The sequence below is a fragment of the Burkholderia sp. AU33423 genome (assembly GCF_002223135.1).
Taxonomy (GTDB): domain Bacteria; phylum Pseudomonadota; class Gammaproteobacteria; order Burkholderiales; family Burkholderiaceae; genus Burkholderia; species Burkholderia lata_D.
This window is the reverse complement of the sequence record NZ_NKFH01000004.1, coordinates 1,370,402-1,395,754: the sequence shown is the minus strand read 5'-3', so window position 1 is coordinate 1,395,754 and position 25,353 is coordinate 1,370,402. Positions and strand designations below refer to the sequence as shown.

23 protein-coding genes and 1 riboswitch are annotated in these 25,353 nt (G+C 70.4%); of the genes, 8 read left to right on the top strand and 15 right to left on the bottom strand.

Features of this window, described 5'->3' with window-relative positions; genetic code table 11:
- Window positions 1–14: 14 nt before the first annotated feature.
- The 4 genes from CFB50_RS09175 to CFB50_RS09160 form a co-directional block, all read right to left on the bottom strand.
- Complete coding sequence (locus CFB50_RS09175) at window positions 15–746, bottom strand: cobalt-precorrin-6A reductase (protein ID WP_089445637.1); 732 nt, start codon at window positions 744–746, stop codon at window positions 15–17.
- Entirely contained in the window at window positions 743–1,831 is a 1,089-nt protein-coding gene (locus tag CFB50_RS09170) for a cobalt-precorrin-5B (C(1))-methyltransferase (protein ID WP_089445636.1), read from the bottom strand. The genes CFB50_RS09175 and CFB50_RS09170 overlap by 4 nt, the downstream gene beginning before the upstream one ends.
- A complete protein-coding gene (gene cbiE / locus CFB50_RS09165) occupies window positions 1,831–3,084 on the bottom strand; it encodes a precorrin-6y C5,15-methyltransferase (decarboxylating) subunit CbiE (RefSeq protein WP_089445635.1) in 1,254 nt (417 codons plus the stop codon). Before cbiE ends, CFB50_RS09170 begins: the two co-directional genes overlap by 1 nt.
- 141 nt (window positions 3,085–3,225) lie before the next feature.
- On the bottom strand, window positions 3,226–3,522 hold the full coding sequence (locus CFB50_RS09160; RefSeq protein ID WP_089445634.1) for a hypothetical protein: 297 nt from the start codon (window positions 3,520–3,522) through the stop codon (window positions 3,226–3,228).
- A 142-nt stretch (window positions 3,523–3,664) separates the two neighbouring features.
- Window positions 3,665–3,855: riboswitch (cobalamin riboswitch) on the top strand.
- Window positions 3,856–3,962: 107 nt separating this feature from the next.
- Here CFB50_RS09160 and cobG point away from each other — a divergent pair.
- From cobG to cobJ, 4 genes are read left to right on the top strand one after another with little or no spacing between them, the layout of a single operon-like run.
- Entirely contained in the window at window positions 3,963–5,327 is a 1,365-nt protein-coding gene (gene cobG, locus CFB50_RS09155) for a precorrin-3B synthase (protein ID WP_306427271.1), read from the top strand.
- Window positions 5,320–5,946, top strand: coding sequence for a precorrin-8X methylmutase (locus CFB50_RS09150; protein WP_089445632.1), 627 nt, complete (start codon window positions 5,320–5,322; stop codon window positions 5,944–5,946). The genes cobG and CFB50_RS09150 overlap by 8 nt, the downstream gene beginning before the upstream one ends.
- Entirely contained in the window at window positions 5,943–6,677 is a 735-nt protein-coding gene (locus CFB50_RS09145; RefSeq protein ID WP_089445631.1) for a precorrin-2 C(20)-methyltransferase, read from the top strand. The genes CFB50_RS09150 and CFB50_RS09145 overlap by 4 nt, the downstream gene beginning before the upstream one ends.
- The gene (gene cobJ, locus CFB50_RS09140; RefSeq protein ID WP_089445630.1) at window positions 6,674–8,413 is read left to right on the top strand and encodes a precorrin-3B C(17)-methyltransferase; all 1,740 of its coding nucleotides are present in this window, start codon (window positions 6,674–6,676) and stop codon (window positions 8,411–8,413) included. Before CFB50_RS09145 ends, cobJ begins: the two co-directional genes overlap by 4 nt.
- Window positions 8,414–8,419: 6 nt before the next feature.
- Here the strand turns inward: cobJ and CFB50_RS09135 are convergent, their stop codons facing one another.
- Window positions 8,420–9,628, bottom strand: a complete 1,209-nt coding sequence (locus tag CFB50_RS09135; protein WP_089445629.1) for an MFS transporter — start codon at window positions 9,626–9,628, stop codon at window positions 8,420–8,422.
- Window positions 9,629–9,723: 95 nt separating this feature from the next.
- On the opposite strand from CFB50_RS09135, the gene CFB50_RS09130 reads away from it, so the two are divergent.
- Complete coding sequence (locus CFB50_RS09130) at window positions 9,724–10,626, top strand: LysR substrate-binding domain-containing protein (RefSeq protein WP_089445628.1); 903 nt, start codon at window positions 9,724–9,726, stop codon at window positions 10,624–10,626.
- A 251-nt stretch (window positions 10,627–10,877) separates the two neighbouring features.
- Window positions 10,878–12,233 (top strand): chitinase, encoded by a 1,356-nt coding sequence (locus CFB50_RS09125; protein WP_089445627.1) that lies wholly within the window; start codon window positions 10,878–10,880, stop codon window positions 12,231–12,233.
- A gap of 116 nt (window positions 12,234–12,349) precedes the next feature.
- On the opposite strand, the gene CFB50_RS09120 is transcribed toward CFB50_RS09125, so the two are convergent.
- The 4 genes from CFB50_RS09120 to CFB50_RS09105 form a co-directional block, all read right to left on the bottom strand.
- On the bottom strand, window positions 12,350–13,093 hold the full coding sequence (locus CFB50_RS09120) for an IclR family transcriptional regulator (protein WP_089445626.1): 744 nt from the start codon (window positions 13,091–13,093) through the stop codon (window positions 12,350–12,352).
- 60 nt (window positions 13,094–13,153) lie between these two features.
- The gene (locus CFB50_RS09115; protein WP_089445625.1) at window positions 13,154–14,320 is read right to left on the bottom strand and encodes an acyl-CoA dehydrogenase family protein; all 1,167 of its coding nucleotides are present in this window, start codon (window positions 14,318–14,320) and stop codon (window positions 13,154–13,156) included.
- A gap of 130 nt (window positions 14,321–14,450) precedes the next feature.
- Complete coding sequence (locus tag CFB50_RS09110) at window positions 14,451–15,752, bottom strand: CitMHS family transporter (RefSeq protein ID WP_069247950.1); 1,302 nt, start codon at window positions 15,750–15,752, stop codon at window positions 14,451–14,453.
- A gap of 125 nt (window positions 15,753–15,877) precedes the next feature.
- The gene (locus tag CFB50_RS09105; RefSeq protein ID WP_089445624.1) at window positions 15,878–17,044 is read right to left on the bottom strand and encodes a CaiB/BaiF CoA transferase family protein; all 1,167 of its coding nucleotides are present in this window, start codon (window positions 17,042–17,044) and stop codon (window positions 15,878–15,880) included.
- A 274-nt stretch (window positions 17,045–17,318) separates the two neighbouring features.
- On the opposite strand from CFB50_RS09105, the gene CFB50_RS09100 reads away from it, so the two are divergent.
- Complete coding sequence (locus CFB50_RS09100) at window positions 17,319–17,579, top strand: hypothetical protein (RefSeq protein WP_089445623.1); 261 nt, start codon at window positions 17,319–17,321, stop codon at window positions 17,577–17,579.
- 149 nt (window positions 17,580–17,728) lie between these two features.
- Window positions 17,729–18,151: an NUDIX hydrolase gene (locus CFB50_RS09095; protein ID WP_089445622.1), complete on the top strand. Its 423-nt coding sequence runs from the start codon at window positions 17,729–17,731 to the stop codon at window positions 18,149–18,151.
- A gap of 21 nt (window positions 18,152–18,172) precedes the next feature.
- Here CFB50_RS09095 and CFB50_RS09090 read toward each other — a convergent pair whose 3' ends face one another.
- The 6 genes from CFB50_RS09090 to cobN all read right to left on the bottom strand — a co-directional run bounded on the left by CFB50_RS09090 (window position 18,173) and on the right by cobN (window position 25,351).
- Window positions 18,173–18,499, bottom strand: a complete 327-nt coding sequence (locus CFB50_RS09090; protein WP_089445621.1) for a low molecular weight protein tyrosine phosphatase family protein — start codon at window positions 18,497–18,499, stop codon at window positions 18,173–18,175.
- A gap of 31 nt (window positions 18,500–18,530) precedes the next feature.
- Window positions 18,531–19,103, bottom strand: a complete 573-nt coding sequence (locus CFB50_RS09085; RefSeq protein ID WP_089445620.1) for a DUF1993 domain-containing protein — start codon at window positions 19,101–19,103, stop codon at window positions 18,531–18,533.
- A 174-nt stretch (window positions 19,104–19,277) separates the two neighbouring features.
- Window positions 19,278–19,730, bottom strand: coding sequence for a YaiI/YqxD family protein (locus tag CFB50_RS09080; RefSeq protein WP_089445619.1), 453 nt, complete (start codon window positions 19,728–19,730; stop codon window positions 19,278–19,280).
- 61 nt (window positions 19,731–19,791) lie between these two features.
- Complete coding sequence (locus CFB50_RS09075; protein WP_089445618.1) at window positions 19,792–20,400, bottom strand: vWA domain-containing protein; 609 nt, start codon at window positions 20,398–20,400, stop codon at window positions 19,792–19,794.
- 68 nt (window positions 20,401–20,468) lie between these two features.
- Window positions 20,469–21,545 (bottom strand): ATP-binding protein, encoded by a 1,077-nt coding sequence (locus tag CFB50_RS09070; protein ID WP_089445617.1) that lies wholly within the window; start codon window positions 21,543–21,545, stop codon window positions 20,469–20,471.
- Complete coding sequence (gene cobN, locus CFB50_RS09065; RefSeq protein ID WP_089445616.1) at window positions 21,542–25,351, bottom strand: cobaltochelatase subunit CobN; 3,810 nt, start codon at window positions 25,349–25,351, stop codon at window positions 21,542–21,544. Before cobN ends, CFB50_RS09070 begins: the two co-directional genes overlap by 4 nt.
- Between the last annotated feature and the right edge of the window lie 2 nt (window positions 25,352–25,353).

Genomic DNA, 25,353 nt, shown 5'->3' with positions numbered 1-25,353 from the left:
CCGGCCGCGCGGTGTCATGCGCGCGCGGCCGGATCGAGCGCGTCGATGAGCGCCGCGGTCGAATCGAACGCGCGGTCGGCGTCGGGCAGCGGCGGCCGGCGCAGCATCACGACCGGCAGCCTGCGTTCGCGCGCGACATCGAGCTTGGCTTCCGTGGCCGCACCGCCGCTGTTCTTGCTGACGACGACGTCGATGCCCATCAGCGCGAACAGCGCGCGCTCGCCGTCGAGCGTGAACGGCCCGCGCGCGGCGACGATCTGCGCATGCGCATTGCCGGGATGCGCGTCGAGGCAGCGCACGAGCCAGAACTGGTGCGGCGGGATCGCGTCGAGATGCGCGAGCGGTTCGCGGCCGAGCGTGAACAGCGGCCGCCTGAACGGCGCGAGCGCGGCCTCGATGCCGGCCCAGTCGTCGACCATGCGCCAGTCGTCGCCGGGTTGCGGTTCCCACGGCGCGCGGCGCAGCGCCCACAGCGGCACGCCTGCTTCACGCGCCGCGGCGGCGGCATTCGCGCTGATCCGCGCGGCATACGGATGCGTCGCGTCGATCACGAGGCCGATGCCGGCGCTGCGCAGATACGCGGCTAGCCCGGCCGCGCCACCGAAGCCGCCGACGCGCACGTCGCAGCGCAGGTCGTCGGGCACCTTGCCGAGGCCGGCCAGGCTGTAGACATGGTAAGGACCGAGCGCGCGCGCGATCTTCAGCGCATCGCCGGTGCCGCCGAGCAGCAGGATGCGCGTGCTCATCGCGCCTCCCCGACGAAGCGGCCCTGCCGGTCGATCGCGAACATCTCGACGGCTACCGACGGCGGCACGATGTCGCGCGCGACGCGCAGCGCCTGCGCACAGACGAGATCGCCGAGCGGCACGCCGTCGGCGTGCGCGAGCTTCAGCGCTTCCTGGCTCGTGTTCGCGGCGCGCATCTCGGCCTGCAGTGTGTCGCTTGCGCCCGCCTCGGCCGCCCACTGCGCGAGCAGCGGCAGGTCGATGCTCGAATGGCGGCTGTGCAGGTCGAGGTGGCCGGCCGCGAGCTTGCTGAGCTTGCCGAAGCCGCCGCACATCGACAGCCGCGCGACTGGCGCGCGCCGCAGGTGCTTGAGCACCGCGCCCGCGAAATCGCCCATTTCGATCAGCGCCATGTCGGGCAGTTGATAGTGCGCGCGCATCGCGTCCTCGCTCGCGTTGCCGGTGCACGCGGCAATGTGCGCGATGCCGTTCGCGCGGGCGACGTCGATGCCCTGGTGGATCGACGCGATATAGGCCGAGCACGAGAACGGCCGCACGATGCCGGTCGTGCCGAGGATCGACAGCCCGCCGACGATGCCGAGGCGCGGGTTCATCGTCTTCAGTGCGAGCGCTTCGCCGCCTTCGACGCCGATCGTCACGTCGAAGCCGCCCGCATAGCCGTGCTCGGCCGCCAGCGCTTCCAGGTGCGTCGTCATCATCTGGCGCGGCACCGGGTTGATCGCCGGTTCGCCGACCGGCAGCGTCAGCCCCGCGCGCGTGACCGTGCCGACGCCCGGCCCCGCATGAAACCGCACGCCGGGCGCCGCCGCGAGCGCGACGCGCGCGAAGATCAGCGCGCCGTGCGTGACGTCCGGATCGTCGCCGGCATCCTTGATCGTGCCGGCTTCCGCACCGTCGGCGGTGGTACGGCAGAACTCGAGCCGCATCATCACGCGCTGCCCCTTCGGCAACACGATCTCGACCGCGTCGTCCGCCCGGCCCGCGAGCAGCAGCCGCGCGGCGGCGAGCGACGTCGCGGTCGCGCAGCTGCCGGTCGTATAGCCGAAGCGTAGCGGCGCGGGCTGTTCGGGGGTCTCGTCGCGCATCACGCGTCCGTTGCGTTCGTCGTGGCCGACGATGCGGGCGTGTCGGCCACGTCGGGCTTGCGCACGTCGTACAGCGTGACCGGCAACGGTTGTCGCCACGTATCGAAGCGGCCGAGCGGCTCGGCGTGGGCGAGCGACACGCGCGTGAGCGTGCCGCCGTGCGCATCGCGCCATGCGGCGAGCGTCATCTCGCCCTGCAGCGTGACCGCGTTCGCAACCAGCCGGCCGCCGGGCTTCAGCGTTGCCCAGCACGCGTCGAGCACACCCGGCGCGGTCGCCCCGCCGCCGATGAAGATCGCGTCGGGCGCGGCGAGCCCCGCGAGCGCATCGGGGGCGCGGCCCGCGACGAGCTGCAGGCCCGGCACGCCGAGCGCGTCGCGGTTGTGCTCGATGAAGCGCTGCCGCTCCGCATGCGCTTCGATCGCGATCGCCTGGCAGGACGGATGCGCGCGCATCCATTCGATGCCGATCGAGCCGCTGCCGGCGCCGACGTCCCACAGCAGCTCGCCGGGCGCGGGTGCGAGACGCCCGAGCGTCATCGCGCGCAGGTCGCGCTTGGTGAGCTGGCCGTCGTGACGGTACGCATCGTCGGGCAGGCCGGGCGTGAGCGCGCGGCGCGGCGCGTCGGGGCCGGCCAGGCAGTCGAGCGCGACCAGGTTGAGCGCGGCGGTTTCGTCGATGCGCCAGTCCTGCGCGAGCCCGTCGAGACGCCGCTCGAGCGGGCCGCCGAGATGTTCGAACACGCTGATGCGCGTCGGCCCGAAGCCGCGTGCGACGAGTTCGGCCGCAACGGCGGCCGGTGTGCGGCCGTCCGCGCTCAGCACGAACAGGCGGCGCCCGGGCAGCAGGTGACGCGCGAGCGTCGCCAGCGGGCGGCCGACGAGCGAAACCGCGCCGACATCCTGCAGCGCCCAGCCGAGGCGCGCGGCCGCGAGCGACAGCGACGACGGCGCGGGCAGGACGCGCCATTCGTCGGGGGAAAGCTGGCGCGCGAGCGTGGCGCCGACGCCGAACAGCATCGGGTCGCCGCTGGCGAGCACGCAGACGGGCGACGCGCGTCGAGCCAGCACGCCCGCCAGATCGAACGGCGACGGCCACGCTTCGCGCGCGGCCGGCAGCCGCGCGGGCAGCATGTCGAGATGCCGCTTCGCGCCGACGACGAGCGTCGCGTCGAGCAGTGCGCGCCGCGCGCTGCGTCCGAGCCCCGCGTAACCGTCGTCGCCGATGCCCACTACCGTCAGCCACGCCGTCATGCACCCTTCCCCATCGTTCGATTCCCTACCGTGTGTTGCGATGCGCGGCGGCCGGGCCGCCGCGCGTTGATTCGTTGATGATTCTGATCCGCTCCCGCGCCGTGCGTGTCGCCCGCCCGCCGGGGCGATACGGCGACGACGTCAGCCGCGTGGCACCGGGCCAATCAACACCAGCAAGCCAAGGACCATGCCGCCGATCGACGCGATCAGCAGCCAGCCGAGCAGCAGCCACATCAGCGGCCGCGGCCCGCTTGTCCTGTACAGGAACGTGCCGCCCGCCACGATCGGCACGCCGAGGCCGGCGAGCCCGACATTCTTCGGCCACTCGGCCAACGGCGCAAGCGGGATCAGCATGCACGCGAGCAGCATCCAGGCCGGGATGGCCAGCAGGCCCAGCGCGATGCCCATGCCGAACAGCTCCGTCCTGCCGAGTTTCATCGCGGATTCCGGCGGTCGCCGGTCTGGTGTCGAGCCGCCAATCGTACCATTTGCGAGATAGCGAAAAACCGGTTGCAGCCGTGCTGCGACGCGGTTGTGCAACGTATCTCCGATGCCGGATCGTCGCGAAAATCGGGTATCCTACGGCCGTTCGTTCGCCGGTGCCCTTCGGGGCCGAAGAGGGAACACAGGGCGCGCCACGCGCCGCTGTGGCTGCCCCCGCAACTGTAGACAGCGAGCCGATCTCCCCCTCATGCCACTGGTTCCACCGGGAAGGCCGGGAGCCGGCGCCGACCTGTCAGCCAGGAGACCTGCCGGCCAGAAAGTGCGTGCGTGCCAGTCGGCGTCGGGCGGGGTGTACCGATGCGTTGGCCGCGGCGCGACACTGTCCCGGTACCCCGTTGAGTTCCGCCCCCGTTTCGATTCCTGCGTCGCCCATCGTGCGCCCGTCGGCCTGCCCGGGGCTCGTGCGCGTGGTCGCGGCCGCCGACGGCGGACTGTGCCGGATCAAGCTGCCGGGCGGCCGGCTCGATGCGCGCCAGGCACGGGCGATCGCCGCCGCCGCGCGTGCGTTAGGCTCCGGCGCGATCGACGCGACCAATCGCGCGAATCTCCAGCTGCGCGGCATTCGCGACGGCGCGGCCGACGCGCTGACGCGTGCGTTGCTCGAAGCGGGTCTCGGGCCGTCCGTCGACGCCACCTCGAAAGCAGCCGCCGATACGGCGGCGCTCGCCGCGAGCGACGACGTCCGCAACGTGATGCTCAGCCCGCTCGCCGGCCACGACCCTGCCGCGCTCGTCGACAGCCGCGCGCTCGCCGCGCCGCTCTTCGACATGCTGGCGCGCGAGCCGCGTCGCGGCGAGCTATCGCCGAAATTCTCGATCCAGCTCGACGGCGGCGAATCGGTTGCGGCGCTCGATCATCCGCACGACATCTGGCTGGCCGCATGGCGTCGCGGCGACGGCGCGGTGCGCCTCGCGGCCGGGCTGGCGGGTTGCCCGCCGGTCACGCATGGCGACCAACCCGCTTTGGTCGACGTAGCGCCCGATCAAGGTATCGCGCTGGTGCGCGCGCTGCTGCTCGCGTTCCTCGATCTTGCGCCGGCCGACGTCACGCGGATGCGCACCCTGCTTTCAACATGCGGTGAACACGCGCTGCTCGAACGCGCGCAGCACTATGCTCCCTTCCCGCTCGCGGCCGATCCCGCGCTCACCGGCTGGCGCCGCACGCGCACCGACCCGACGCTGCGTTTCGGCGTGCGCCCGTCGCGCGAGGCGACGCGTTGCAACGTCGGCGCCCAATTCGTGCTCGGCCGGCTCGATGCCGCCCAACTGGAACGGCTCGCCGCGCTGGCCGAAAGCGACGGCGACGGCACGCTGTCGATGACGCCATGGCAAGGCGTATTCCTGCATCGCGTATCGCGCGAACGCGCACCGGCCGCGCTCGATGCGCTCGCGTCGCTCGGCCTCGTCTGCGTGTCGTCCGATCCGCTGGCGACGCTCGTCGCGTGCGCCGGCAGCGCGGGCTGCGCGAAGGCGCGCGCCGACACGAAGCACGACGCACTCGCGCTCGCCGCCCGCATCGGCCATGCAGTCGACGTGCACCTGACCGGCTGCGAGCGCCACTGCGCGCTGCCGCATCCCGCGACGCACACGCTCGTCGCGGTTGCGCCCGCGCACTACGACCTTTACCGGCGCGACGCCGCTGCGGGCCTTGGCGCCCCGCTCGCGCGCCATCTGACGATTGACCAGGCCGCGGCCCGACTGACGGACGCGCGGCACAGCCAGGACACCACCGATGCTTGACTACATTCGCGACGGGCAGGAAATCTACCGCCAGTCGTTCGCGACGATCCGCGCCGAGGCCGACCTGTCGCAGGTTCCGCCCGACCTCGAGAAACTCGCGGTGCGCGTGATCCATGCGTGCGGGATGGTCGACGTCGTCTACGACCTGCGCTTCTCGGCCGGCGCCGGCACGGCGGGCCGCACGGCGCTCGCAGCCGGCGCGCCGATCCTGTGCGACGCCAGGATGGTCGCCGAAGGCATTACGCGTGCGCGGCTGCCTGCCGACAACCGCGTGATCTGCACGCTCGGCGAGGCGGAGGTGCCCGATCTCGCGCGGCATCTCGGCAACACGCGTTCGGCCGCCGCGCTCGAGCTGTGGCGTCCGCATCTCGCGGGCAGCGTCGTCGTGATCGGCAATGCGCCGACCGCGCTGTTCCACCTGCTCGACATGATCGACGCCGGCGCGCCGCGCCCCGCGCTGATCCTCGGTTTCCCGGTCGGCTTCATCGGCGCGGCCGAATCGAAGGCGCTCCTCGATGCCGACAGCCGCGGCGTGCCGTACGTCGCCCTGCTCGGCCGGCGCGGCGGCAGCGCGATGGCCGCTGCGGCGGTCAACGCACTCGCGACGGAGGTCGAATGACGACCGCGCGCGGACGCCTGTTCGGGGTCGGTGTCGGCCCCGGCGATCCTGAACTGATGACGATCAAGGCGCTGCGTGTGCTGCAGGCCGCGCCCGTGGTCGCGTATTTCGTCGCGAAGGGCAAGAAAGGCAATGCGTACGGCATCGTCGAAGCGCACCTGCAGGACCGGCAGACGCAACTGCCGCTGGTCTATCCGGTGACGACCGAGGCGCTGCCGCCGCCGCTGTGCTACGAGACGGTGATCGCCGACTTCTACGATACGGCCGCCGAGGTCGTTGCCGCGCATCTCGACGCAGGGCGCGACGTCGCGGTGATCTGCGAAGGCGACCCGTTCTTCTACGGCTCGTACATGTACCTGCACGACCGCCTCGCGCCGCGCTACGACACCGAGGTGATCCCCGGCGTGTGCGCGATGCTCGGCGGCACCGCGGTGCTCGGCCAGCCGCTCGTCTATCGCAACCAGAGCCTGTCGGTGCTGTCGGGCGTGCTGCCCGAGCACGAACTGCGCGAGCGGCTCGCGCGGGCCGACGCGGCCGTCGTGATGAAGCTCGGCCGCAATTTCGACAAGGTGCGGCGGGTGCTCGACGAGCTTGGGCTCGCGAAGCGCGCGCTGTATGTCGAGCGCGCGACGATGGCGAGCCAGCGCATCGTGCCGCTCGACGAAGTCGATCCGATGGCGTCGCCGTATTTCTCGCTGCTCGTCGTGCCGGGGGAAAAATGGCAAGGATGACCACGCCGCCCGCGATCGTGATTCTCGGCGCGGGCGCGCTCGATACCGCGCGGCGCATTCAGGCGCGTTATCCGGGGGCGCTCGTGCACGGCCTCGCGTCGCGCGTCGCGGCCGATGTGCCGTTCGACGATCTCGGCGCGCACCTGCGCGAACTCTATGCGCGCGGCCTGCCGATCGTCGCGCTGTGCGCGGCCGGCATCGTGATCCGCTGCATCGCCCCCGCGCTCGCCGACAAGGGCGTCGAGCCGCCCGTGCTCGCCGTGGCGGAAGACGGCTCGGCGGTCGTGCCGCTGCTGGGCGGGCTGACGGGCGTCAACGTGATCGCGCGGGAAATCGCCGCATGCGTCGGTGTCGCACCGGCGATCACGACGAGCGGCGAACTGCGCTTCGGCGCGTGCGTGCTCAATCCGCCGGAAGGCTATGCGCTCGCCGATCTCGCGCAGGGCAAGCGCTTCGTATCCGATCTGCTCGCGGGCGCGTCGACGCGCATCGACGGCGCGGCGCCGTGGCTCGACGATGTCGCGCTGCCGCGCGACGACGCGGCCGCGCACGCGATCCGCGTGACCCCCGATGCATGGCGCGGTACGCGCGACGAACTCGTGATTCATCCGCGCAGCGTGGTGGTCGGCGTCGATGCGCAGGCTATCCACGGCGATGAAGCGCTCGCTGCGCGGATCGACGTCGCTCTCGATTCGCAAGGTCTCGCGCGGCTGGCGCTCGCGGCCATCGTTGCGCCCGCATCGGCAATCGGTGATGCCGTGCTGGAAGACGCGGCGAAAACGCTCGACGTGCCGCTGCGCTTCGTCGATGCCGATACCGACGCTGACGCTGACGCTGACGCTGACGCTGACGCGACAGATGATGCGGCCACCCTGCTCGGCCGCGCGTTGCGTGTCGCGCACACGCTGCGTGCCACGACGAACGGCATCGCATGCGCGGTCGCGTCGCATCCGGTCGATCCCGCCACGCTCGGCCTTGTGCGCGGCCGCCTGACGGTGCTCGGGCTCGGCCCGGGCGGTGCCGACTGGCTCACTCCGGCCGCGCGCACCGCGCTTTCGGACGCGACCGACATCCTCGGCTACACGACCTACGTGAACATGGCCGGCCCGTTCCGCGACGACCAGCGCGTGCACGGCACCGACAATCGCGAGGAAATGCAGCGCGCGCGCCATGCGTTCGAGCTTGCCGCCGAGGGCCGGCGCGTCGCGGTCGTGTCGTCGGGCGACCCGGGCGTGTTCGCGATGGCCGCGGCCGTGCTCGAAGCGCTCGACGAAGCGCGCAATCCGCACTGGGCTGCGGTCGACCTGCGCATTGAACCCGGCATCTCGGCATCGCTCGCGACGGCCGCGCAGGCCGGGGCGCCGCTTGGCCACGACTTCTGCGCGATCTCGCTGTCGGACAACCTGAAGCCGTGGGACGTGATCGAGACGCGCCTGCGGCACGCGGCGCAGGCCGATCTGGTGATGGCGTTCTACAACCCGATCTCGCGCGCACGTCCGTGGCAGCTCGATCGCGCGCTCGATCTCGTGCGCGCACACCGCACGGCCGATACGGTGGTCGTGCTCGGCCGTGACATCGGCCGGCCGGGCGCGACGCTCACGACGACGACGCTCGGCGCGCTACGCAGCGACCAGGTCGACATGCGCACGATGGTGATCGTCGGCTCGTCGACGACGCGGCGCTTCGCGATCGGCAATACACGCGAGTGGGTCTATACGCCGCGCTGGTATCGCTGAACCCGGTCAGCGTGTCGGCGTGACGCCGCTTGCGTCGGCACGCGCGGCACCGGCTGCGCCGTCGGCATGCCAGAACCGGTACACGAGCACGCCGACGATCGCTTGCGCCGCGACCACGAACGCGACGCAGCCGGTCCATCCCCACCGATGCCAGCCGGGCACCGGCAGGATCGAGCCGAGGCTGCCGCCGAAGTAATAGCAGGACAGGTAGATGCCGATCGCCGTCGAGCGCGCGCTGGACGCCGCCTGCGAGATGAACGTGTTGGCCGACGCCTGTTCGACGAACACGGCGGTCGAGCTGAGCGCGAGGCCGGCCAGGATCACCGGCACGTTGTCGGACAGCGTCAGCAGCGCCCCGCCGATCGCGAGCGCGGCCGCGGCAAGCCCCGGCGCGCGCGGGCCGCGGTGCCGCGCGATGCGTCCTGCCAGCGGGGTCACGACCACCGCCACCAGAAACACCGCATAGATCGCGCCGATCCCGACCGTGCCGAAGCCGAACGGCGCGCGGGCCAGGCGCAGGCCGACGAACGTGAACGCCGCGACCTGCGACGCGAGCACGCATGCGCCGATCGCGAACGACGCGAGCAGCGGGCCGCGCGTGACGATGCGCCAGGACGGCCCCGCACCGCTGTCCGCATGTTGCTCGACGCGCCGCGCGATCGCGCCGGACGCCGGCAGGCTCGCGTAGATCGCGACGCCCGTGACGAGACACAGCGCCGCGACGACGTCGAGCGCATGCCGCCAGCCCCAGATCGACGTCATCAGGTTGGTCGCGAAGCGGCCGGCGAAACCGCCGAGCGTCGTGCCGGCGACGAACAGCGCGCTGATCTCGGCGGACCTGCCGCGATCGAAGCGCTCGGCGACATAGGCGATCGACAGCGCGAAGACGAACGGCATGACGAGACCGGCGGCAAAGCGCGCGCCGAGGAACGACGCGAAACTGCCCGCATGCGCGGACCACACGACCGGCAGCGCGACGGCCACCGCCGCGAGCGAGATCGCGACGCGCCGCTCGATGCGCGCGGCCAGCACGCCGACGAACGGCGCGATAATGGCGACGGCCGTCGTGGTGGCGCTCACGCCCTGCCCCGCACGCTCCGCGCTGACGCCGAAGGTGGCCGCGAGTTCGTGCAGAATGCCCTGCGTCGAATACAGATTGAGAAACGCGGCGAAGCCGCAGAGAAAGAACGCGATGCGCGTGGTCCTGTCGTTCATCGGAGCAGCCTGGTCGTCGATGCCGACAGTCTGACGAGTGCGCCGCGGGCACGCCAATACCGTTTTCAAACGCCATTGATACCGGAACGACAACAATGCTCGACCTGCGCCGCCTCCGCTATTTCGTGGTCGTCGCCGACGAACTGCACTTCGGCCGCGCCGCGTTGCGCCTGCGGGTCGCGCAGCCGCCGCTGACGCGCCATATCGCCGCACTCGAGAGCGAGCTCGGCGTCCGGCTGTTCGAGCGTTCGACGCGTGCGGTGCGGCTGACGCCGGAAGGCGCCGCGTTCCTCGACCATGCGCGCCACGTCGTCAGCGCGGCCGCCGAGGCCGAAGCGAGCGCGCGCAAGATCGCGCAAGGCATCGCCGGGCGAATCGTGATCGGCTATGCGAGTTCGATTCCGATGTCCGACACGTTCCCTGACGTCATTCGCGTCGCGAGCCGGACGATGCCCGACGTCCAGCTGACGTTCCGCGAGGCGGCGACCGCGAGCCAGCGCCAGCAGATCGCGGACGGCACGATGGACATCGGTTTCGGCTGGGCGTGGCGCGGTGCGCCCGGCGTGCCGGTGGCATCGCTCGTCGCATCGCGCGAACCGCTCGTCGCGGCCGTGCCGGCCGGCGATCCGCTCGCGGGCCATGCGAACGTGGACGTCGCGGCGCTTGCGAACGCAACCTTCGTCACCTTTCCGCCCGGTTACGGCTCGGCGTTGACCGCTGCACTGCACGACCTGTGCGCGCAAGCCGGATTCACGCCGCGGATCGGCGCGACCGCGGCACAGATCACGACGCTCGTGTCGCTGGTGGCCGCCGAACGCGGCATCGCGATCGTGCCGGGCTTCACGGCGACGCTGCAGCGTCCGGGCGTCGTCTACGTGCCGCTTGCCGGCACGCGCGCGGTCGAGCAGATCGTGTCATGGAACGAGCCGTTCACGTCGGTGTGCGTCGAGCGCTTCGTCGCACTGGCACGCTCGCTCGTGCAGTCGCCATCGGCTTGAAGCGCGACGAACGACACGCGTCGGGCCTCACCCGATCGAATCGGAAAAATCACCCGCGTCACGCATTCAGGAACTGTGTCGAATCGGCAAGATCGTTACGTATCGGGAATCAAATAACAAAAAGAACTCCTGACTATTCACTATTCGACGCGAATCCTCCAAGATGAGCACGCCGTCGGCCGGGCATCCCCGGTCGCCCGACCGGCGGCGATACGCGGGCCAGCGTATCCCTCTTCCACTTGGAGAACACAATGCACAACAATGTGTTGCCGCGTTTCATCCCGCGCGCATTTGCAGCGGGTTGCCTGCTTGCAGTGGCGAGCGTGTCCGAGGGCGCCGGCGTCTATGCGCCCTATGTCGACGTGACGCTCTATCCGACGCCGCTCGTCGACCAGATCGGCGTCCGGCAAGGCATCCAGCAGTTCACGCTCGCGTTCGTGGTCGCGGGCAACGGCTGTGTGCCGTCGTGGGGCGGCGTGCAGCCGATCGGCAACGGCGCGAGCGGCGGCCTGCTGACCGCGCTGTCGACGTCGATCGCGAGCTATCGCGCGAAAGGCGGTGCAGTCGCCGTGTCGTTCGGCGGTGCGAACGGCACGCCGCTGATGCAGGCATGCACGACGGTCCCCGCGCTGGCGAGCGCGTACCAGACCGTGATCGACACGTACGGCCTCACGCACGTCGACTTCGACATCGAAGGTGCGTCGCAAACGGACACGGCCGCGGTCGCGCGCAACTTCCAGGCGGTCACGCAGCTGCAGGCAAGCTATGCGGCGAAAGGCAAGCCGCTGCACGTCACGCTGACGCTGCCGACGATGCCGACCGGGCTCACGCAGGACGGCCTGAACGTCGTCAATGCGGCGATCTCGAACAAGACCGTGTTCGATGCGGTGAACGTGATGGCGATGGACTACGGCCCCGCGAACCTCGACATGGGCGCGGCCGCGATCAGTGCCGCGCAGGCGCTGTACTCGCAACTCGATACGGCCTTCAAGTCGGCCGGCCAGCCGAAGACCAACGCGCAGCTCTGGCAGATGGTCGGCGTCACGCCGATGATCGGCGTGAACGACGTGCAGGGCGAAACCTTCACGCTAGCGAATGCGCAAAGCGTGCTGAACGCGGCCGTCAGCAACGGCTACGGCTTCTTCGGCAACTGGTCGGTCGGCCGCGATCAGGCGTGCCCGTCGGGCGGCACGTATGCGTCGCCGACCTGCTCGGGCGTCGCGCAGCAGCCGTACGCATTTGCGACGATCTTCAAGCGGCTCGACGGCAAATGGGGTGCGGGCGTCACGCAGGATCCGAACTACGGCGGCGGCTCGGACGGCGGCACGCCGCAGCCGGGTGCGCCCTGGGCGGCCGGCCAGGTCTATACGGCCGGCGCGACGGTCACCTACCAGGGCACGACGTACCAGGCGCAATGGTGGACGCAGGGCGACGTGCCCGGCCAGGCCGCCGTGTGGAAAGTGGTCGGCGGCGGCACGCCCACGTGGTCGGCAACCACCGCGTATTCAGGCGGCACCTGCGTGATGTACCAGGGCGCGAAATACTGCGCGAAATGGTGGACGCAAGGCGACAACCCGAGTGCGGGCGGTGTGTGGGTGAAGTCGTGATGCGGCGTAGCGGCCGTCGCTAGGCTTCAGGCCTGTGCATCGGGGGCCGTTCACGGCGATCGCTCGCTACCGGATCGCCAGCGGACGGCCCGCTGATCGGCGCACCCTGCCCGCTTTCAGTCGCGCGCGTGCTCGGCCAGCAGCCTGGCCTTCGCGTCGACGAGCAGCGCCGCATGCGTGTCGCGATGCTGGCGAATCCGCTCGGTCGGCCCGACCACCGACAGCCCGTACCAGTCGCCGTCGAGCGTCAACGCAACCGCGATCGCCGACAGCTCGGGCGCGCTCTCGCCGAAGTTCTCGGCCCAGCCGAGTTCGCGAAACCGGGCGGTTTGCGCGACGAGCGCGGGTAGATCCGCCACCGTCGCATCGGTGAAGCGCTCGAACGGCAACTGCGCGCCGAGCGCCTGCTGCGCGTCGCCGGCCAGTTCCGCGAAGATCGCCTTGCCGATCGAGTTCGCATGCAGCGGGCGCAGTTCGCCCGGCGCGCGCGTATAGCGGATCGCCTGCTCCGATTCGACGACGTCGAGATACGTGACGGACACCCCCTGGATCTTGCCGAGCACGGCCGTCTCGCGGCTCGCGTCGCGCAGCGCGACGAGATGCGGATGGACGATGTCGACGACCGGGTCGGTCGCGTCGATCGTGGCGGCGAGCGTCTGCAGGCGGCGCGTCGGGTAGTAGCCGCCGCGCTTGCGCACTTCGTACAGGTAGCCGCGGCTCACGAGCGTGCGCGCCATCGCGAGGCAGCTCGACGCCGGCACATTGAGCAGGCGCGCGAGTTCGGTGAGCGGCAGCGGCCGCCGTTCGGCGGCGAACAGCTCGAACAGGTCGAGCGTGCGGGCAACGAGTTTGACGTCCATGACGAGGGCTTGAATCGGAACGGGAAACCGCGCACCGGGCCGGCCGCCGGGTCGGACCGGTCAGTACGACTTCGGCAGCCCGAGCACCTTCTCCGCGATGTAGCACAGGATCAGTTGCGGGCTCACGGGCGCGAGCCTCGGAATCATACACTCGCGCAGGTAGCGCTCGACATGGTATTCCTTCGCATAGCCCATTCCGCCGTGCGTCGCGACCGCCGTCTGGCATGCCTGGAACGCGGCTTCCGCACCGAGGTATTTCGCGGCGTTCGCCTCCGCGCCGCACGACTGCCCCGCGTCGTAGCGCGTCGCGGCCTTCATCACCATCAGCCACGCGGCCTCGAGCTGCATCCACGCCTGCGCGAGCGGATGCTGGATCGACTGGTTCTGCCCGATCGGCCGGCCGAACACGACGCGCTCGCACGCGTACTGCGTCGCGCGGCGCAGCGCGGCCTGGCCGAGCCCGATCGCCTCCGCGGCGATCAGGATCCGTTCGGGATTCAGCCCGTGCAGCAGGTAGCGGAAGCCGTCGCCCTCGTTGCCGATCAGGTCGCCTTCCGGCACGCGCAGGTTGTCGATGAACAGCATGTTCGAATCGACCGCCTTGCGGCCCATCTTCTCGATCTCGCGCACCTCGACGCGCGAGCGGTCGAGGTCGGTATAGAACAGGCTCAGCCCGTCGGTCGGCTTCGCGACCTGGTCGAGCGGTGTCGTGCGCGCGATGATCAGCATCTTGTTCGCGACCTGCGCGGTCGAGATCCAGATCTTGCGCCCGCTCAGCACGTAATGATCGCCGTCGCGGCGCGCCTGCGTGGTCAGGTGCGTGGTGTCGAGGCCCGCATCGGGTTCCGTCACCGCGAAGCACGCCTTGTCGCGCCCGGCGATCAGCGGCGGCAGGAAGCGCGCCTTCTGCGCGTCGTTGCCGAACACCTGCACCGGATTCAGCCCGAAGATGTTCATGTGGACGGCCGACGCGCCGGACAGGCCCGCGCCCGATGCGCTGATCGTGCGCATCATCAGCGCGGCCTCGGTCATGCCGAGCCCGGCGCCGCCATGGGCCGGGTCCATCGCGATGCCGAGCCAGCCGGCCTCGGCGAGCGCCGCGTGGAAATCGGCCGGAAACCCGCCCGCGCGATCGCGTTCGAGCCAGTAGTCGTCGCCGAAGCGCGCGCAGATTTTCTCGATCGCGCTTTCAATCGCGCGTTGGTCATCGGTCAGGTCGAACTGCATGGAATGGACTCCCGGAGAAAGGTGAGCGGTCGCGCCGCTCTCAAGAAAGCGACAGGCTGCGCCGAAGTTTCCGCTCCGAACGACGCCCCTTTGCCGGGCGCGCCGGCACGAAGCGGCAAGTCCCGGGCGCTCACAACGGAAACACGCCCACGATCACGGCGGCGAACACCATCAGCACGGTGGCGGCGAACAGGAACGGAATCGTGAATTTCTGGTGCTCGGCCAGCTCGACGCCGGTCAGGCCGACGATCAGGAACGTCGCGGGCGTGAGCGGGCTCACCGGAAAGCCCGTCGTCATCTGGCCGAGCAGCGCGGCCTGCGCCATCTGGATCGGCGGCACGCCGAGCAGCTTCGCGCTTTCGGCGAGCACCGGCAGTACGCCGAAGTAGAACGAATCGGGGTCGAACAGCAGGCTGAGCGGCATCGACAGCAGCCCGAGCACGAACGGCATGTGGCGCGCATGCTCGACCGGCACGTGTGCGACGACCACGTCCGCCATCGCCTTCAGCATCCCGGTGCCGGACATGATGCCGGTGAACGCGCCGGCCGCGAGCAGCACGCTCGCCATCATCAGCGCGGCCTTGGCATGCGCGTCGATCCGTTCGCGCTGGGCCTGCACGTCCGGGTAATTGATCACGAGCGCGGCGACCGTGCCGAGCATGAACATCACCATCGGGTCGACGATGCCCGACACGAGCGTGACGAGCACGACGAGCGTCAGCACGAGATTGATCCGGAAGCGCTCCGGCCGGCGCAACGCGCGCTCGGCATCGGTCAGCGCCCGCGGCGCAATCGCGAGCGACGCCGCGCCGGCACGATCGAGCCCGAGCCGCTTCGCCTCGCGCACGCCGAGCACGTAGGCGGTGCCGAACACGAACACCAGCCCGACGATCTGCACCGGAATCATCGGCATGAAGATCGCGGAGCCGGGAATGTGCAGCGCCGCCGATGCGCGCAGCATCGGCCCGACCCACGGCAGGAAATTGACGCCGGCCGCCATCGACGCGACGCACGCGAGGATGCGGCGATCCATCCCGAGCCGCGTATAGAGCGGCATCATCGCGGGCAGCGTGACGAGAAACGTGACGGCGCCCGAGCCGTCGAGATGGATCAGCAGCGCGAGCAGCGCCGAGCCCATCACGATACGCGGCGGATGGCAGCCGATCACGCGCAGCACGCCCGCGATGATCGGATCGAGCATCCCGGCGTCGGTGAGGATTCCGAAAAAAAGAATCGCAAAAACGAACATCCCGGCGATCGGGCCGATGTTCTGTACGCCGTGCACGATGAACTTGCCGGTCGCGAGTCCGAACCCGGCCGCGAGCGACGCGGCTACCGGCACGACGATCAGCGCGACGAGCGGCGACAGCCGCTTCGTGATGATCAGGCCGAACAGCGCGACGATGGCGATCGCGCCGATCCATGCAAGCATGATGCGTCTCCTCTTCAGCCGGTGCGCCTGTGCAGGCGCCCGGCATGGTGTTCGAAGGGTCGTGCGGCACGCGTGATCGTGCGGCGCCGTCGGGCGCGCGACACGGCCGGCGGCCGCGATGCCGGTCAGTCCCGGCGTGTGTCGTGGTCGCAGGCGTCCGCGTCGGCGAACACCTGCGCCGCGTGTTCGTTCAGCGCGGGCGGCGGCCGCCGGTACGTGGCCGGCGTGCGGCCGAGCTTGATCGGCGACGCGATGCCGCGATGCCGGCCCAGCTCGACCTTCATCTGCCGATGCGCGACATGCGGATGGTCGAGCGCCGCATCGAGACCGAGCACCGGCGCGCACGGCACGCCGCGGCGCATCAACTGCTCGGCGAGCACCGCGCCGTCGTGTCCGGCCAGCACCGTTTCGAGCAGCGTGCGCAGTGCGGCGCGATTCGCGCTGCGCGCGCGGTTGTCCGCGAAACGCGGATCGTCGAGCCAGTCGCGCGTGCCAAGCACGTCGCACAAGCCCGCGAACTGCCCGTTGTTGCCGACAGCCAGAAAGATGTCGACGCTCGCCGTCGGAAAGCTGTCGTACGGCGTGATGTTCGGATGCGCGTTGCCGGTGCGCACCGGTGCATTCCCCGAATGGAAGAAGTTCGGCGTATGCGGATGCAGGATCGACAGCGCGCAGTCGAACAGCGTCGATTCGACGAACTGGCCGCGGCCGCTCGCGTCGCGCTCGCGCAGCGCCATCAGCACGCCGAGCGCCGCGTTCAGCCCGGTGACGAGATCGACGATCGGCACGCCGACCCGCAGCGGCGCGCCACCGGCTTCGCCATTGACGCTCATCAGCCCCGCGAGCGCCTGCACGGCCGCGTCGTAGCCGGGCAGCCCGCCGAGCGGGCCGTCCGCGCCGAAGCCCGACACGCGGCAATGGACGAGGCGCGGAAACCGCGCATGCAGCGCGTCGAAGCCGAGCCCCCAGCGCTCCATCGTGCCGATCTTGAAGTTCTCGACGATCGCGTCCGCATGTTCGAGCAGGCCGAGCAGCCGCTCGCGGTCGGCGGGCTGCGTCAGGTCGAGCGCGATACCGAGCTTGTTGCGGTTCACGCCGAGGAAGTACGACGCGGTATCGCCGTCGAACGGCGGGCCCCAGGTGCGCGTCTCGTCGCCGGACGGCGGTTCGACCTTGATCACCTCCGCGCCGTGGTCGGCCAGGATCTGCGTGGCATACGGGCCACCCAGCACCCGCGACAGATCGATGATGCGCAATCCCGCCAGCGCGCCCTGCTGCTCGTGTTCCGCCATGCGTCCCGCTCCTGGTTCCGGTTGATCGGACTGCCGGCTCCGGCGGCCCAGCGCCTGGGCGCGACCTTCCGGATTTGGCGAATAATTCTTGTGCGTGAATTTATATTCACACCCGGGAATTATGTTGTCAACCCCGGCGGCACCCTGAGGCGCAGCGGACGGCCCCGCTACGCGCACGTGGGGGCCACACCGAACACGGGCCGGTTGCAGGGGCGTCCCGCCTTTCGCTAAGCTGGCGGGCAATCTTCATCTCAAAAAATCGGACGGATCATTCATGAAACGGATGCTGCTGGCGGCCTTCATGCTGGCGTCGACGCTGGGCGTCGGACACGCGCAAACCCAGACGTTCCATTTCGGCGAAGGACAGACCGGGATGCCGGGTGGATCGCCGCAGTCGGCTTCACCGACCGCACGGCCCGCGCCCACGCGCCGGCACGTCACGCCGCCGCCGTCCCACCACCGGCGTGCCGTTCACACGCGCCGCCAGCCGCGCCACGCGAAGCCCGCGCGCAGCGGCATCTATACGCACGCGTGACCCGGGGTGGGTCCCGCGAAGGCGTGCATGGAACTGTCATGAACGGCCGCTAAGATCGGTGCGGGTGCCTGTACGCCGTTGCGGCCTGCTGCCGGGAACGCGCCGCCGACACGCATTTTCTCCACGATTCAGCACCTGTTTTACCGAACATGAGTACCGGGCTGGACACTCTCGCCGTCATCAAGGAACGCGCCACGATCGTGTGCCGTCAGCGCAGCAGCGTGCTGCTGGTCGCCCGCACCGCGTCGCGCTGGTCGCTGCCGGGCGGCACGATCCGGCGTGGTGAAACGCCGCTCGATGCTGCATTGCGGGAGCTTGCCGAGGAAACACGGCTGGAGGGGCTCTCGCTCGACTACGCGGTGCAGTTCGGCGGGCTGACGAAGCTCCATCACGTGTTCGTGGCCGACGTGCCGGCGCACCTGACGCCGCGCGCGAGCAACGAGATCGCCCGTTGCAAGTGGTTCACCGTCGACCGGCTCGACACGCTGCGTGCGAGCGTGCCGACGCGCAAGATCATCGAGCTGCTGCGTCTCGACTGTTTCTCGGCGATCGCGAGCGGCCGGCTGCGCTGACGTCCCTATCACCCGCACCGGTCACGCGCGCAGCAACGGGCCGGCCTTGCGTTCGAGCAACGTGACCAGTTCCGGCTGCATGTAAGCGTAACGGTCTGGAATGTCGAGGCACACGATCTTCTTGTGCCGCAGATGCGCGCCGAATTGCGCCGCCAACCTCGCCTTGTGCGCACGCTCCATCACGAATACGACGTCGGCCCAGTCGAGCTGCTCGGCGGACACGCGCGTGTCCGCATCGGGCGCGAGGCCCGCGGAATCGGTTTCGACGTCCGGCCACGCGGCGAATACCGCCTCGGCCGTCGGGCTGCGCAGCCGGTTGCGGCTGCAGATGAAGAGTGCCCGCGTCATGTCGCCTCGTGGTTGCCCGGCGCCTGCCGGCTCACCCTTGCGGAATCGTGCCCGGCCGGACGTACGCGAGCATGTGCGGCACGTAGTCGGCCTTGCCGAGTTCGACGCCGTGGTGGCGCAGGATCGCGTAAGCGGCGATCGCGTGGAAGTAGAACTGCGGCAGCGCCCAGTCGCGCGCGTACTGTTCGCCCGTCATGTCGAACGCGATCCCGTTCGGCATGTCGAGCGCGATCGGCCGCGCGGCACCGCCATCGAGCGCATCCGGCGCGAGGTCGCCGAGAAAGGTCAGCGTGCCGGCGATGATCGCCTGCGCGTCGGCGAGCGTGCCGGGCTGCGCATCCGCATGCCATCCCGCCTCGCGCAATGCGAGCAGCGCGGCCGGCAGCGATTCGCCGCGCAGCCGGTGGATGGGCTCCATCGCCTGGAAGCACGAGAAGCGCACCTGTGCCGCGAGCGGATACATGTCGGGCGCCAGCTTCAGCGACATCGCCGCGTCGGGCGCGTCGCCCGCGGCCTCGCGGTGTGCGGCAGCCTTGTCGAGCCACGCGGACTGCGCGCGCAGCATCTGGGTGAAGGTCGGAACGAGAAGTTGAGTCGGTGACACGCGTGCGCTCCTATGCTGTGTTGTGGTTTCCACCACGATAACAGCGCCGGCACGAACCTGCATCCGCGCATGGGCGATGCGTGCGATTCAACGCGGATTCGGTGATGCAGCGCATGGCGCGCAGGGGCAGCCCCACGCAGGGCGATCACGACACGCGGCCGCCGCGACGCAACCTCAAGGCTTGCCCTGTCGCGCCAGGAACCGGTCGAACTGCGAGGCAAACGCCTTGCCGTCGCGTGCGCTGAACGGCGCCGGCCCGCCCGTGTCGATGCCCGCGCTGCGCAACTGATCCATCATCGCGCGCGTCGACAGGCGTTCCTCGATGTTCTCGCGGCTGAACCAGTTACCGCGCGGGTCGAGCGCATGCGCGCCCTTGTCGAGCACGGCGGCGGCCAGCGGAATGTCGGCGGTGATCACGAGGTCGCCCGCTTCCACCAGCTCGACGATGCGCGCATCGGCCACGTCGAAGCCGGCCGGTACCTGCACCGCCTTGATGAACGGCGACGGCGGTGTGCGCAGAAACTGGTTCGCGACCAGCGTCACGCAGATTTCGGCACGACGCGCGGCGCGAAACAGCATGTCCTTGATGACGGCGGGACACGCGTCGGCATCGACCAGTACTTGCATGGCGGGTTGTTCCAATGGGTTGAAGCAGAAACGGCGATCATAGCGCACCGCCGGCCGGCCATCAGCCGGCGCGACCCGTGCACAGCGCGTCGGCCGTCACCCACTGCGCGCCCCAGGCCGCGGCCAGCCGCGCGCCCTGCCCGATCCGTACCGCCGCGTCGTCGAAGTCGACGAACACGACGTGATCGGCCGCCGCGGGTTTCGCGGGCATCTCGCGCGTGCGTCCGTCGGACAACACCCACAGCCAGCGCTGCTTGGCCGGCGCGCGCCGCGCCGCGCGCGCGAGCAACTGCGCGGCGGCTGCGATGCCGTCCGCGAGCGGCGTGCCGCCGCCGCCTTCGACCGGTTCGAGCCAGCGCGCATTCCACCAGCGCGGCACGGCCGGGCCGAAGCGGCGCGCGGCGCCATTGCCGCCGAAACAGATCAGCGCGGTTTCGACACGGTCGCGCGCGGCTTGATCGAAATACGCGACGATCAGCCCCTTCGCCAACGCGAGCCGCTCGTGCGGCAGCATCGACGCCGAGCAGTCGAGCACGAAGCAATGCAGTGCATCCGGCGTGCCGGCGCGTTTGCGGAAGCGCAGATGGTCGCGCTGCAGCGGGCCGCCGCGCTTCGCGGCGAGCGTCGCCGGCCACGCCACGGCCGTGCCGGCGCGCACCGTGCCCGGCACGCGCGCGGCTGCGCCTGATTGCCATCGAGGACCGCGAACGGTGTCCGCGGCGGCGCCGGCTCGATGGCTCAGCGTTTTTTTAGCGGCAGCGGCACCACGCCTTTCACGTCGCGCAGCCCGGCCGGCTCGGGTGGCAGGTAGCCCCAGTCGCCCTGGGATGCCGTGGCATCGTTCTTCGCCACATCCGACGCATCATCGGGGCGCTTGCGTGCATCGGGCGCAGAGCGACCGTCGCCTTCGTCGCCGGGTTGCGGCGCGCCGGACGAGGACGGCGTCCCCGCGTGGCGCCGATGCCGCAGCACCGCGTCGGCCACCCGCTCCACATGCGACACCGTCACCGCGTCGGCCTGCTCCAGCGCGGCGAGCGCACGCGCCGCGCGCAGCATCACGAGATCGGCACGCAGCCCGTCGACAGCCGCGTCGATGCACAGCGCGCTGACGCGTGCATGGACCGCATCGTCGAAATCAAGCGCCGCGAGCCGCGCGCGTGCCGCGTGAATCCGGTCGCCGAGTTCGCGTTGCGCGGAAGCATGACGTGCGCGAAACGCATCCGGATCGAGATCGAATGCAAGCCGCGCCTTCACGATCCGCTCGCGCTGCGCGGCGTCGAAGCAGTTCTCCAGCTCGACCATCAGACCGAAGCGGTCGAGCAATTGCGGACGCAGCTCGCCCTCCTCCGGATTCATCGTACCGATGAGCACGAAGCGCGCATCGTGCGCGTGCGACACGCCATCGCGCTCGACGATGTTCACGCCGCTCGCGGCGACGTCGAGCAACGTATCGACGAGCCCGTCGGCGAGCAGGTTCACTTCGTCGACGTAAAGCACACCGAGGTGCGCCCGCGCAAGCAGGCCCGGGCGGAAGCGCACGCCGTTTTCGGCGAGTGCATGCGCGAGATCGAGCGTACCCGTCACCTGCTCGTCGCTCGCCGACAGCGGCAGCGTGACGAACTGCCCTTCGGGCAACAGCTCCGCGAGGCCGCGCGCTGCGGTCGATTTCGCGGTGCCGCGCGGCCCGCTCACGAGCACGCCGCCGAGCGACGGGTCGATCGCAGCGAGCAGCAGCGCCTGCTGCAGCGCATCCTGCGCGACGAGCGCCGCAAACGGAAAAACCGCGCGGGCGCGGTGCGTCGTCGGATCGGTCATCGCCGTCCCCCCTCCTGGAGTTGTTCGCTCGCGAGCCAGACCGCTTCGATCCGTTCGCGATAGTCGCCCGGCTGCTGCCACAGGCCGCGCTGCATCGCCTCGACGAAGCGTTCGCAGATGCCGTGCAGCGCCTTCGGATTGTGCCGTTCGAGGAACGCGCGGGTGGCGTCGTCGAACAGGTACGCGTCGGCGACGAGCGCGTACTGGTGGTCGGACAGCACGCGCGCGGTCGCGTCATAGCCGTACAGGTAGTCGACCGTCGCGGCCAGCTCGGCCGCGCCCTTGTAACCGTGGCGCTTCACGCCGTCGAGCCATTTCGGGTTGACGACGCGCGAGCGGATCACGCGCGCGATTTCCTCGCGCAGCGTGCGCATCTTCGGCGCGACCGGGTTCGCGTGGTCGCCGTGATAGATGCTCGGCTGCTGCCCGGACAGGTGCCGCACGGCCGCCGTCATCCCGCCCTGGAACTGGTAGTAGTCGTTCGAATCGAGGATGTCGTGCTCGCGGCTGTCCTGGTTCTGCACGACGACGTCGATCGTCGCGAGCCGCTCGCCGAACACGTCGGCCGCGGCGTCGCCCGCGCTGTTCTGCGCATACGCATGGCCGCCCCACTGGCGGTAGGCATCGGCGAGATCCGCGTCGGTCTGCCAGCGGCGCTGGTCGATCAGGTCCTGCAGGCCGGCGCCGTAGCTGCCCGGCCGCGCGCCGAACACGCGCCAGCCGGCGCGGCGCCGCGCTTCGTCCGGCGCCACGCCCTGCGCGACCCATTTCTCGCGTTCGCGCTCGATGCGCGCACGGATCGGGTTCAGCGCCTCGGGCTCGTCGAGCGCGGCCACCGCCTGCACGGCCGCGTCGAACAGGTGCATCAGGTTCGGGAACGCGTCGCGGAAGAAGCCCGACACGCGCAGCGTCACGTCGATGCGCGGCCGGTCGAAGATCTCGATCGGCAGGATCTCGAAGTCGGTCACGCGATGGCTGCCGTGCGCCCATTTCGGCCGCACGCCGAGCAGCGCGAACGCCTGCGCGATGTCGTCGCCGCCCGTGCGCATCGTCGCCGTGCCCCAGACGGACAGGCCGATCGCGCGCGGATAGTCGCCATGATCCTGCAGATGGCGCTCGATCAGTTGCTGCGCGGATTTCAGGCCGAGCGACCACGCGGCCTGCGTCGGCACCGCGCGCGTGTCGACCGAATAGAAATTGCGGCCGGTCGGCAGCACGTCGGGGCGGCCGCGCGACGGCGATCCGCTCGGCCCCGGCGGCACGAAGCGGCCGTCGAGCCCGCGCAGCAGCTGACGCATTTCCTCGCCGCCGCACGCGTCGAGCGCGGGCAGCAGCGTCGCGCGGACGCGTTCGATCACGGCGAGCGTGTGTGGCCAATCGCCGGGCGGTGTCGAGTCGGTGCCGGTGTTGCCGCCGTCCGCCGCACACAGCCGGTCGAGCCATTGCTGCGCGAGCCGTTCGAGCCGCTCGCGCGTATCGCCCGCATGGCGCCACGGCGATGCGTCGAGCGCAAGCAGGATCGCCGGACGCGGGCCAACCCATGGCGCGGCCCAGTCGGCCGCGAGCGGATCGAAGTCATCGCCGAGCGCGAGATCGCGTGCGAGCGCACCGATCAGCCCGGCGCGCGCACCCTTGCCGTCGCCCACCGGAAAGCGCGCAAGCGCGAGCAGCGTGTCGCGCCGCTGACGATCGATCGGCGACTCGCCGAACACGTGCAGCCCGTCGCGGATCTGCGCTTCCTTCAGTTCGCACAGCCACGCGTCGACACGTGTGAGCAGCGCATCCTCGTCGCCCGCATCGCGCGGCGGCGACACGCTCAGTTCGTCGTGCAGCCGGTGCTCGGCGATCGTCGCGAGGATCGTCTTGCGCAGCAGCTTCGCGCGCCGCGCATCGACCATCAGCGCTTCGTAGTATTCGTCGACCTGTCGTTCGAGATCCTGCAGCGGGCCGTAGTTTTCCGCGCGCGTGAGCGGCGGCATCAGGTGATCGATGATCACGGCCTGCGCGCGGCGCTTCGCCTGGCTGCCCTCGCCCGGATCGTTGACGATGAACGGATACAGGTGCGGCAGCGGCCCGAGCGTCAGGTCGGGCCAGCACGCGTCGGACAGCGCGACGCTCTTGCCCGGCAACCATTCGAGATTGCCGTGCTTGCCGAGGTGGATGACCGCGTCGATGCGATACGCATCGCGCAGCCAGAAATAGAACGCGAGATACGCGTGCGGCGGCACAAGATCCGCGTCGTGGTAGCTCGCGTAGTCGTTCTCGCCGCGCGAGCGCGACGGCTGGATGCCGACGAACACGTTGCCCGCGCGCCAGCCGGCGATCGTGAAGCGGCCTTGCCGCAGCGTCGGGTCGGCTTCGGGCGGGCCCCAGCGTTCGTTCAGCGCATCGCGCACGGCCGCCGGCAGCCGCGCGAAACGCGCGACGTAGTCGGCCACCGGGAAGCTCTGGAATGCGGGCCGCAACGCATGCACGGCCGCGTCGTTGGTCACGCCTTCGGTGAGCCGCGCGATCAGCGCGTCGCCGTCGGGCGGCAAGTCGGCCACAGCGTAGCCCGCGTCGCGCAGCGCCGCGAGCACGCGCAGCGCGGACGCCGGCGTGTCGAGCCCGACCCCGTTGCCGATCCGGCCTTCGCTTTGCGGATAGTTCGCGAGAATCAGCGCGACGCGCTTGTCGGCGTGGTCGAGCGTGCGCAGCCGGCACCAGCCGCGCGCGAGCGCCGCGACGAACGCGATACGCTCGGCATCCGGCTGGTAGCGCACGACGTCGACCTCGGTGTGCGGGCAGCGGTACGCGAGCCCCTTGAAGCTCACCGCGCGCGTGACGATGCGCCCGTCGACCTCGGGCAGCGCGATGTGCATCGCGATATCGCGCGCATGCAGGCCCTGGTTGTCGGCCACCCACGCGTCGCGATTGCCGCCGGACAGGATCACCTGCAGTACCGGCGCGTCGCCGGCGAGCACGTCGTGCTCGGGGCTGTCGATCGCGCCCGCCGCGAATGCGGTCGTGTTCAGCACGAGTGAAACATCGTGCGTGTCGCAGAGCTGCGTGATGACTTCGCGGCTCACCGCATCCTTCAGCGACGTAACCGCGATCGGCAGCGGATTCAGCCCTTCCTCGATGAGCGCCTCGGCGAGCGCGTCGAACACGGCCGTGTTCGCGGCCTGCCAGTGCGCGCGATAGAACAGGATCGCGACGACGGGCGCGCCGGGCGTCCAGCGCGGCCGCCAGTCGTCAGCGCTCGCACGGTCGCGCGCCGGGTGATACAGCGCGGCGGCCGGCAGCGGGCGCGGCAGTTCGGGTTCTTCGCCGAACCCGAGTGTGTGGAAGGCAATGCTGCGCAGCAGCGCCTCGGCGTTGTGCACGCCGCCTTCACGCAGGTAGCGCCACCACAGCCGGCACAGATCGGGCGCGACGGTGCTCTTCGCGACGAGGTTCGGGTCTTCCTGCAGGTCGCCCGAGAACATCGCGAGCTGCTGCCCGCGCTTCGACGCGAGCGACACGGCCTGCTCGATTCCGTATGGCCAGTACGCCTCGCCGCCGAGATGATCGATCACGACCGACTTCGCATGCTGCAGCACGTCGTCGACGTAGAAGTCGACCGACGCCGGCTGCCGCAGGAACGTGACGTTCGCGAGCCGCACGCTCGGGAAGCCGGCCGGCAGATGCGGCACGACGCTCGCGAGGAGCGACAGCGTCGTGTCGGCCGAGCTCAGGATCACGATGTCGGCCGGTTGCTGGTCGATCCGGACGACGCCCTGCGTATCGTCGACGAAGCCGCCCGGCGTGGTGCGCAGCAGATGCATCG

What these genes read in the sequence shown, in the direction of transcription:
- CFB50_RS09175 (WP_089445637.1), bottom strand. Translation starts at nt 746, where the DNA reads ATGAGCACGCGCATCCTGCTGCTCGGCGGCACCGGCGATGCGCTGAAG.
- CFB50_RS09170 (WP_089445636.1), bottom strand. Translation starts at nt 1,831, where the DNA reads ATGCGCGACGAGACCCCCGAACAGCCCGCGCCGCTACGCTTCGGCTAT.
- cbiE (WP_089445635.1), bottom strand. Translation starts at nt 3,084, where the DNA reads ATGACGGCGTGGCTGACGGTAGTGGGCATCGGCGACGACGGTTACGCG.
- CFB50_RS09160 (WP_089445634.1), bottom strand. Translation starts at nt 3,522, where the DNA reads ATGAAACTCGGCAGGACGGAGCTGTTCGGCATGGGCATCGCGCTGGGC.
- CFB50_RS09150 (WP_089445632.1), top strand. Translation starts at nt 5,320, where the DNA reads ATGCTTGACTACATTCGCGACGGGCAGGAAATCTACCGCCAGTCGTTC.
- CFB50_RS09145 (WP_089445631.1), top strand. Translation starts at nt 5,943, where the DNA reads ATGACGACCGCGCGCGGACGCCTGTTCGGGGTCGGTGTCGGCCCCGGC.
- cobJ (WP_089445630.1), top strand. Translation starts at nt 6,674, where the DNA reads ATGACCACGCCGCCCGCGATCGTGATTCTCGGCGCGGGCGCGCTCGAT.
- CFB50_RS09135 (WP_089445629.1), bottom strand. Translation starts at nt 9,628, where the DNA reads ATGAACGACAGGACCACGCGCATCGCGTTCTTTCTCTGCGGCTTCGCC.
- CFB50_RS09130 (WP_089445628.1), top strand. Translation starts at nt 9,724, where the DNA reads ATGCTCGACCTGCGCCGCCTCCGCTATTTCGTGGTCGTCGCCGACGAA.
- CFB50_RS09125 (WP_089445627.1), top strand. Translation starts at nt 10,878, where the DNA reads ATGCACAACAATGTGTTGCCGCGTTTCATCCCGCGCGCATTTGCAGCG.
- CFB50_RS09120 (WP_089445626.1), bottom strand. Translation starts at nt 13,093, where the DNA reads ATGGACGTCAAACTCGTTGCCCGCACGCTCGACCTGTTCGAGCTGTTC.
- CFB50_RS09115 (WP_089445625.1), bottom strand. Translation starts at nt 14,320, where the DNA reads ATGCAGTTCGACCTGACCGATGACCAACGCGCGATTGAAAGCGCGATC.
- CFB50_RS09110 (WP_069247950.1), bottom strand. Translation starts at nt 15,752, where the DNA reads ATGCTTGCATGGATCGGCGCGATCGCCATCGTCGCGCTGTTCGGCCTG.
- CFB50_RS09105 (WP_089445624.1), bottom strand. Translation starts at nt 17,044, where the DNA reads ATGGCGGAACACGAGCAGCAGGGCGCGCTGGCGGGATTGCGCATCATC.
- CFB50_RS09100 (WP_089445623.1), top strand. Translation starts at nt 17,319, where the DNA reads ATGAAACGGATGCTGCTGGCGGCCTTCATGCTGGCGTCGACGCTGGGC.
- CFB50_RS09095 (WP_089445622.1), top strand. Translation starts at nt 17,729, where the DNA reads ATGAGTACCGGGCTGGACACTCTCGCCGTCATCAAGGAACGCGCCACG.
- CFB50_RS09090 (WP_089445621.1), bottom strand. Translation starts at nt 18,499, where the DNA reads ATGACGCGGGCACTCTTCATCTGCAGCCGCAACCGGCTGCGCAGCCCG.
- CFB50_RS09080 (WP_089445619.1), bottom strand. Translation starts at nt 19,730, where the DNA reads ATGCAAGTACTGGTCGATGCCGACGCGTGTCCCGCCGTCATCAAGGAC.
- CFB50_RS09070 (WP_089445617.1), bottom strand. Translation starts at nt 21,545, where the DNA reads ATGACCGATCCGACGACGCACCGCGCCCGCGCGGTTTTTCCGTTTGCG.
- cobN (WP_089445616.1), bottom strand. Translation starts at nt 25,351, where the DNA reads ATGCATCTGCTGCGCACCACGCCGGGCGGCTTCGTCGACGATACGCAG.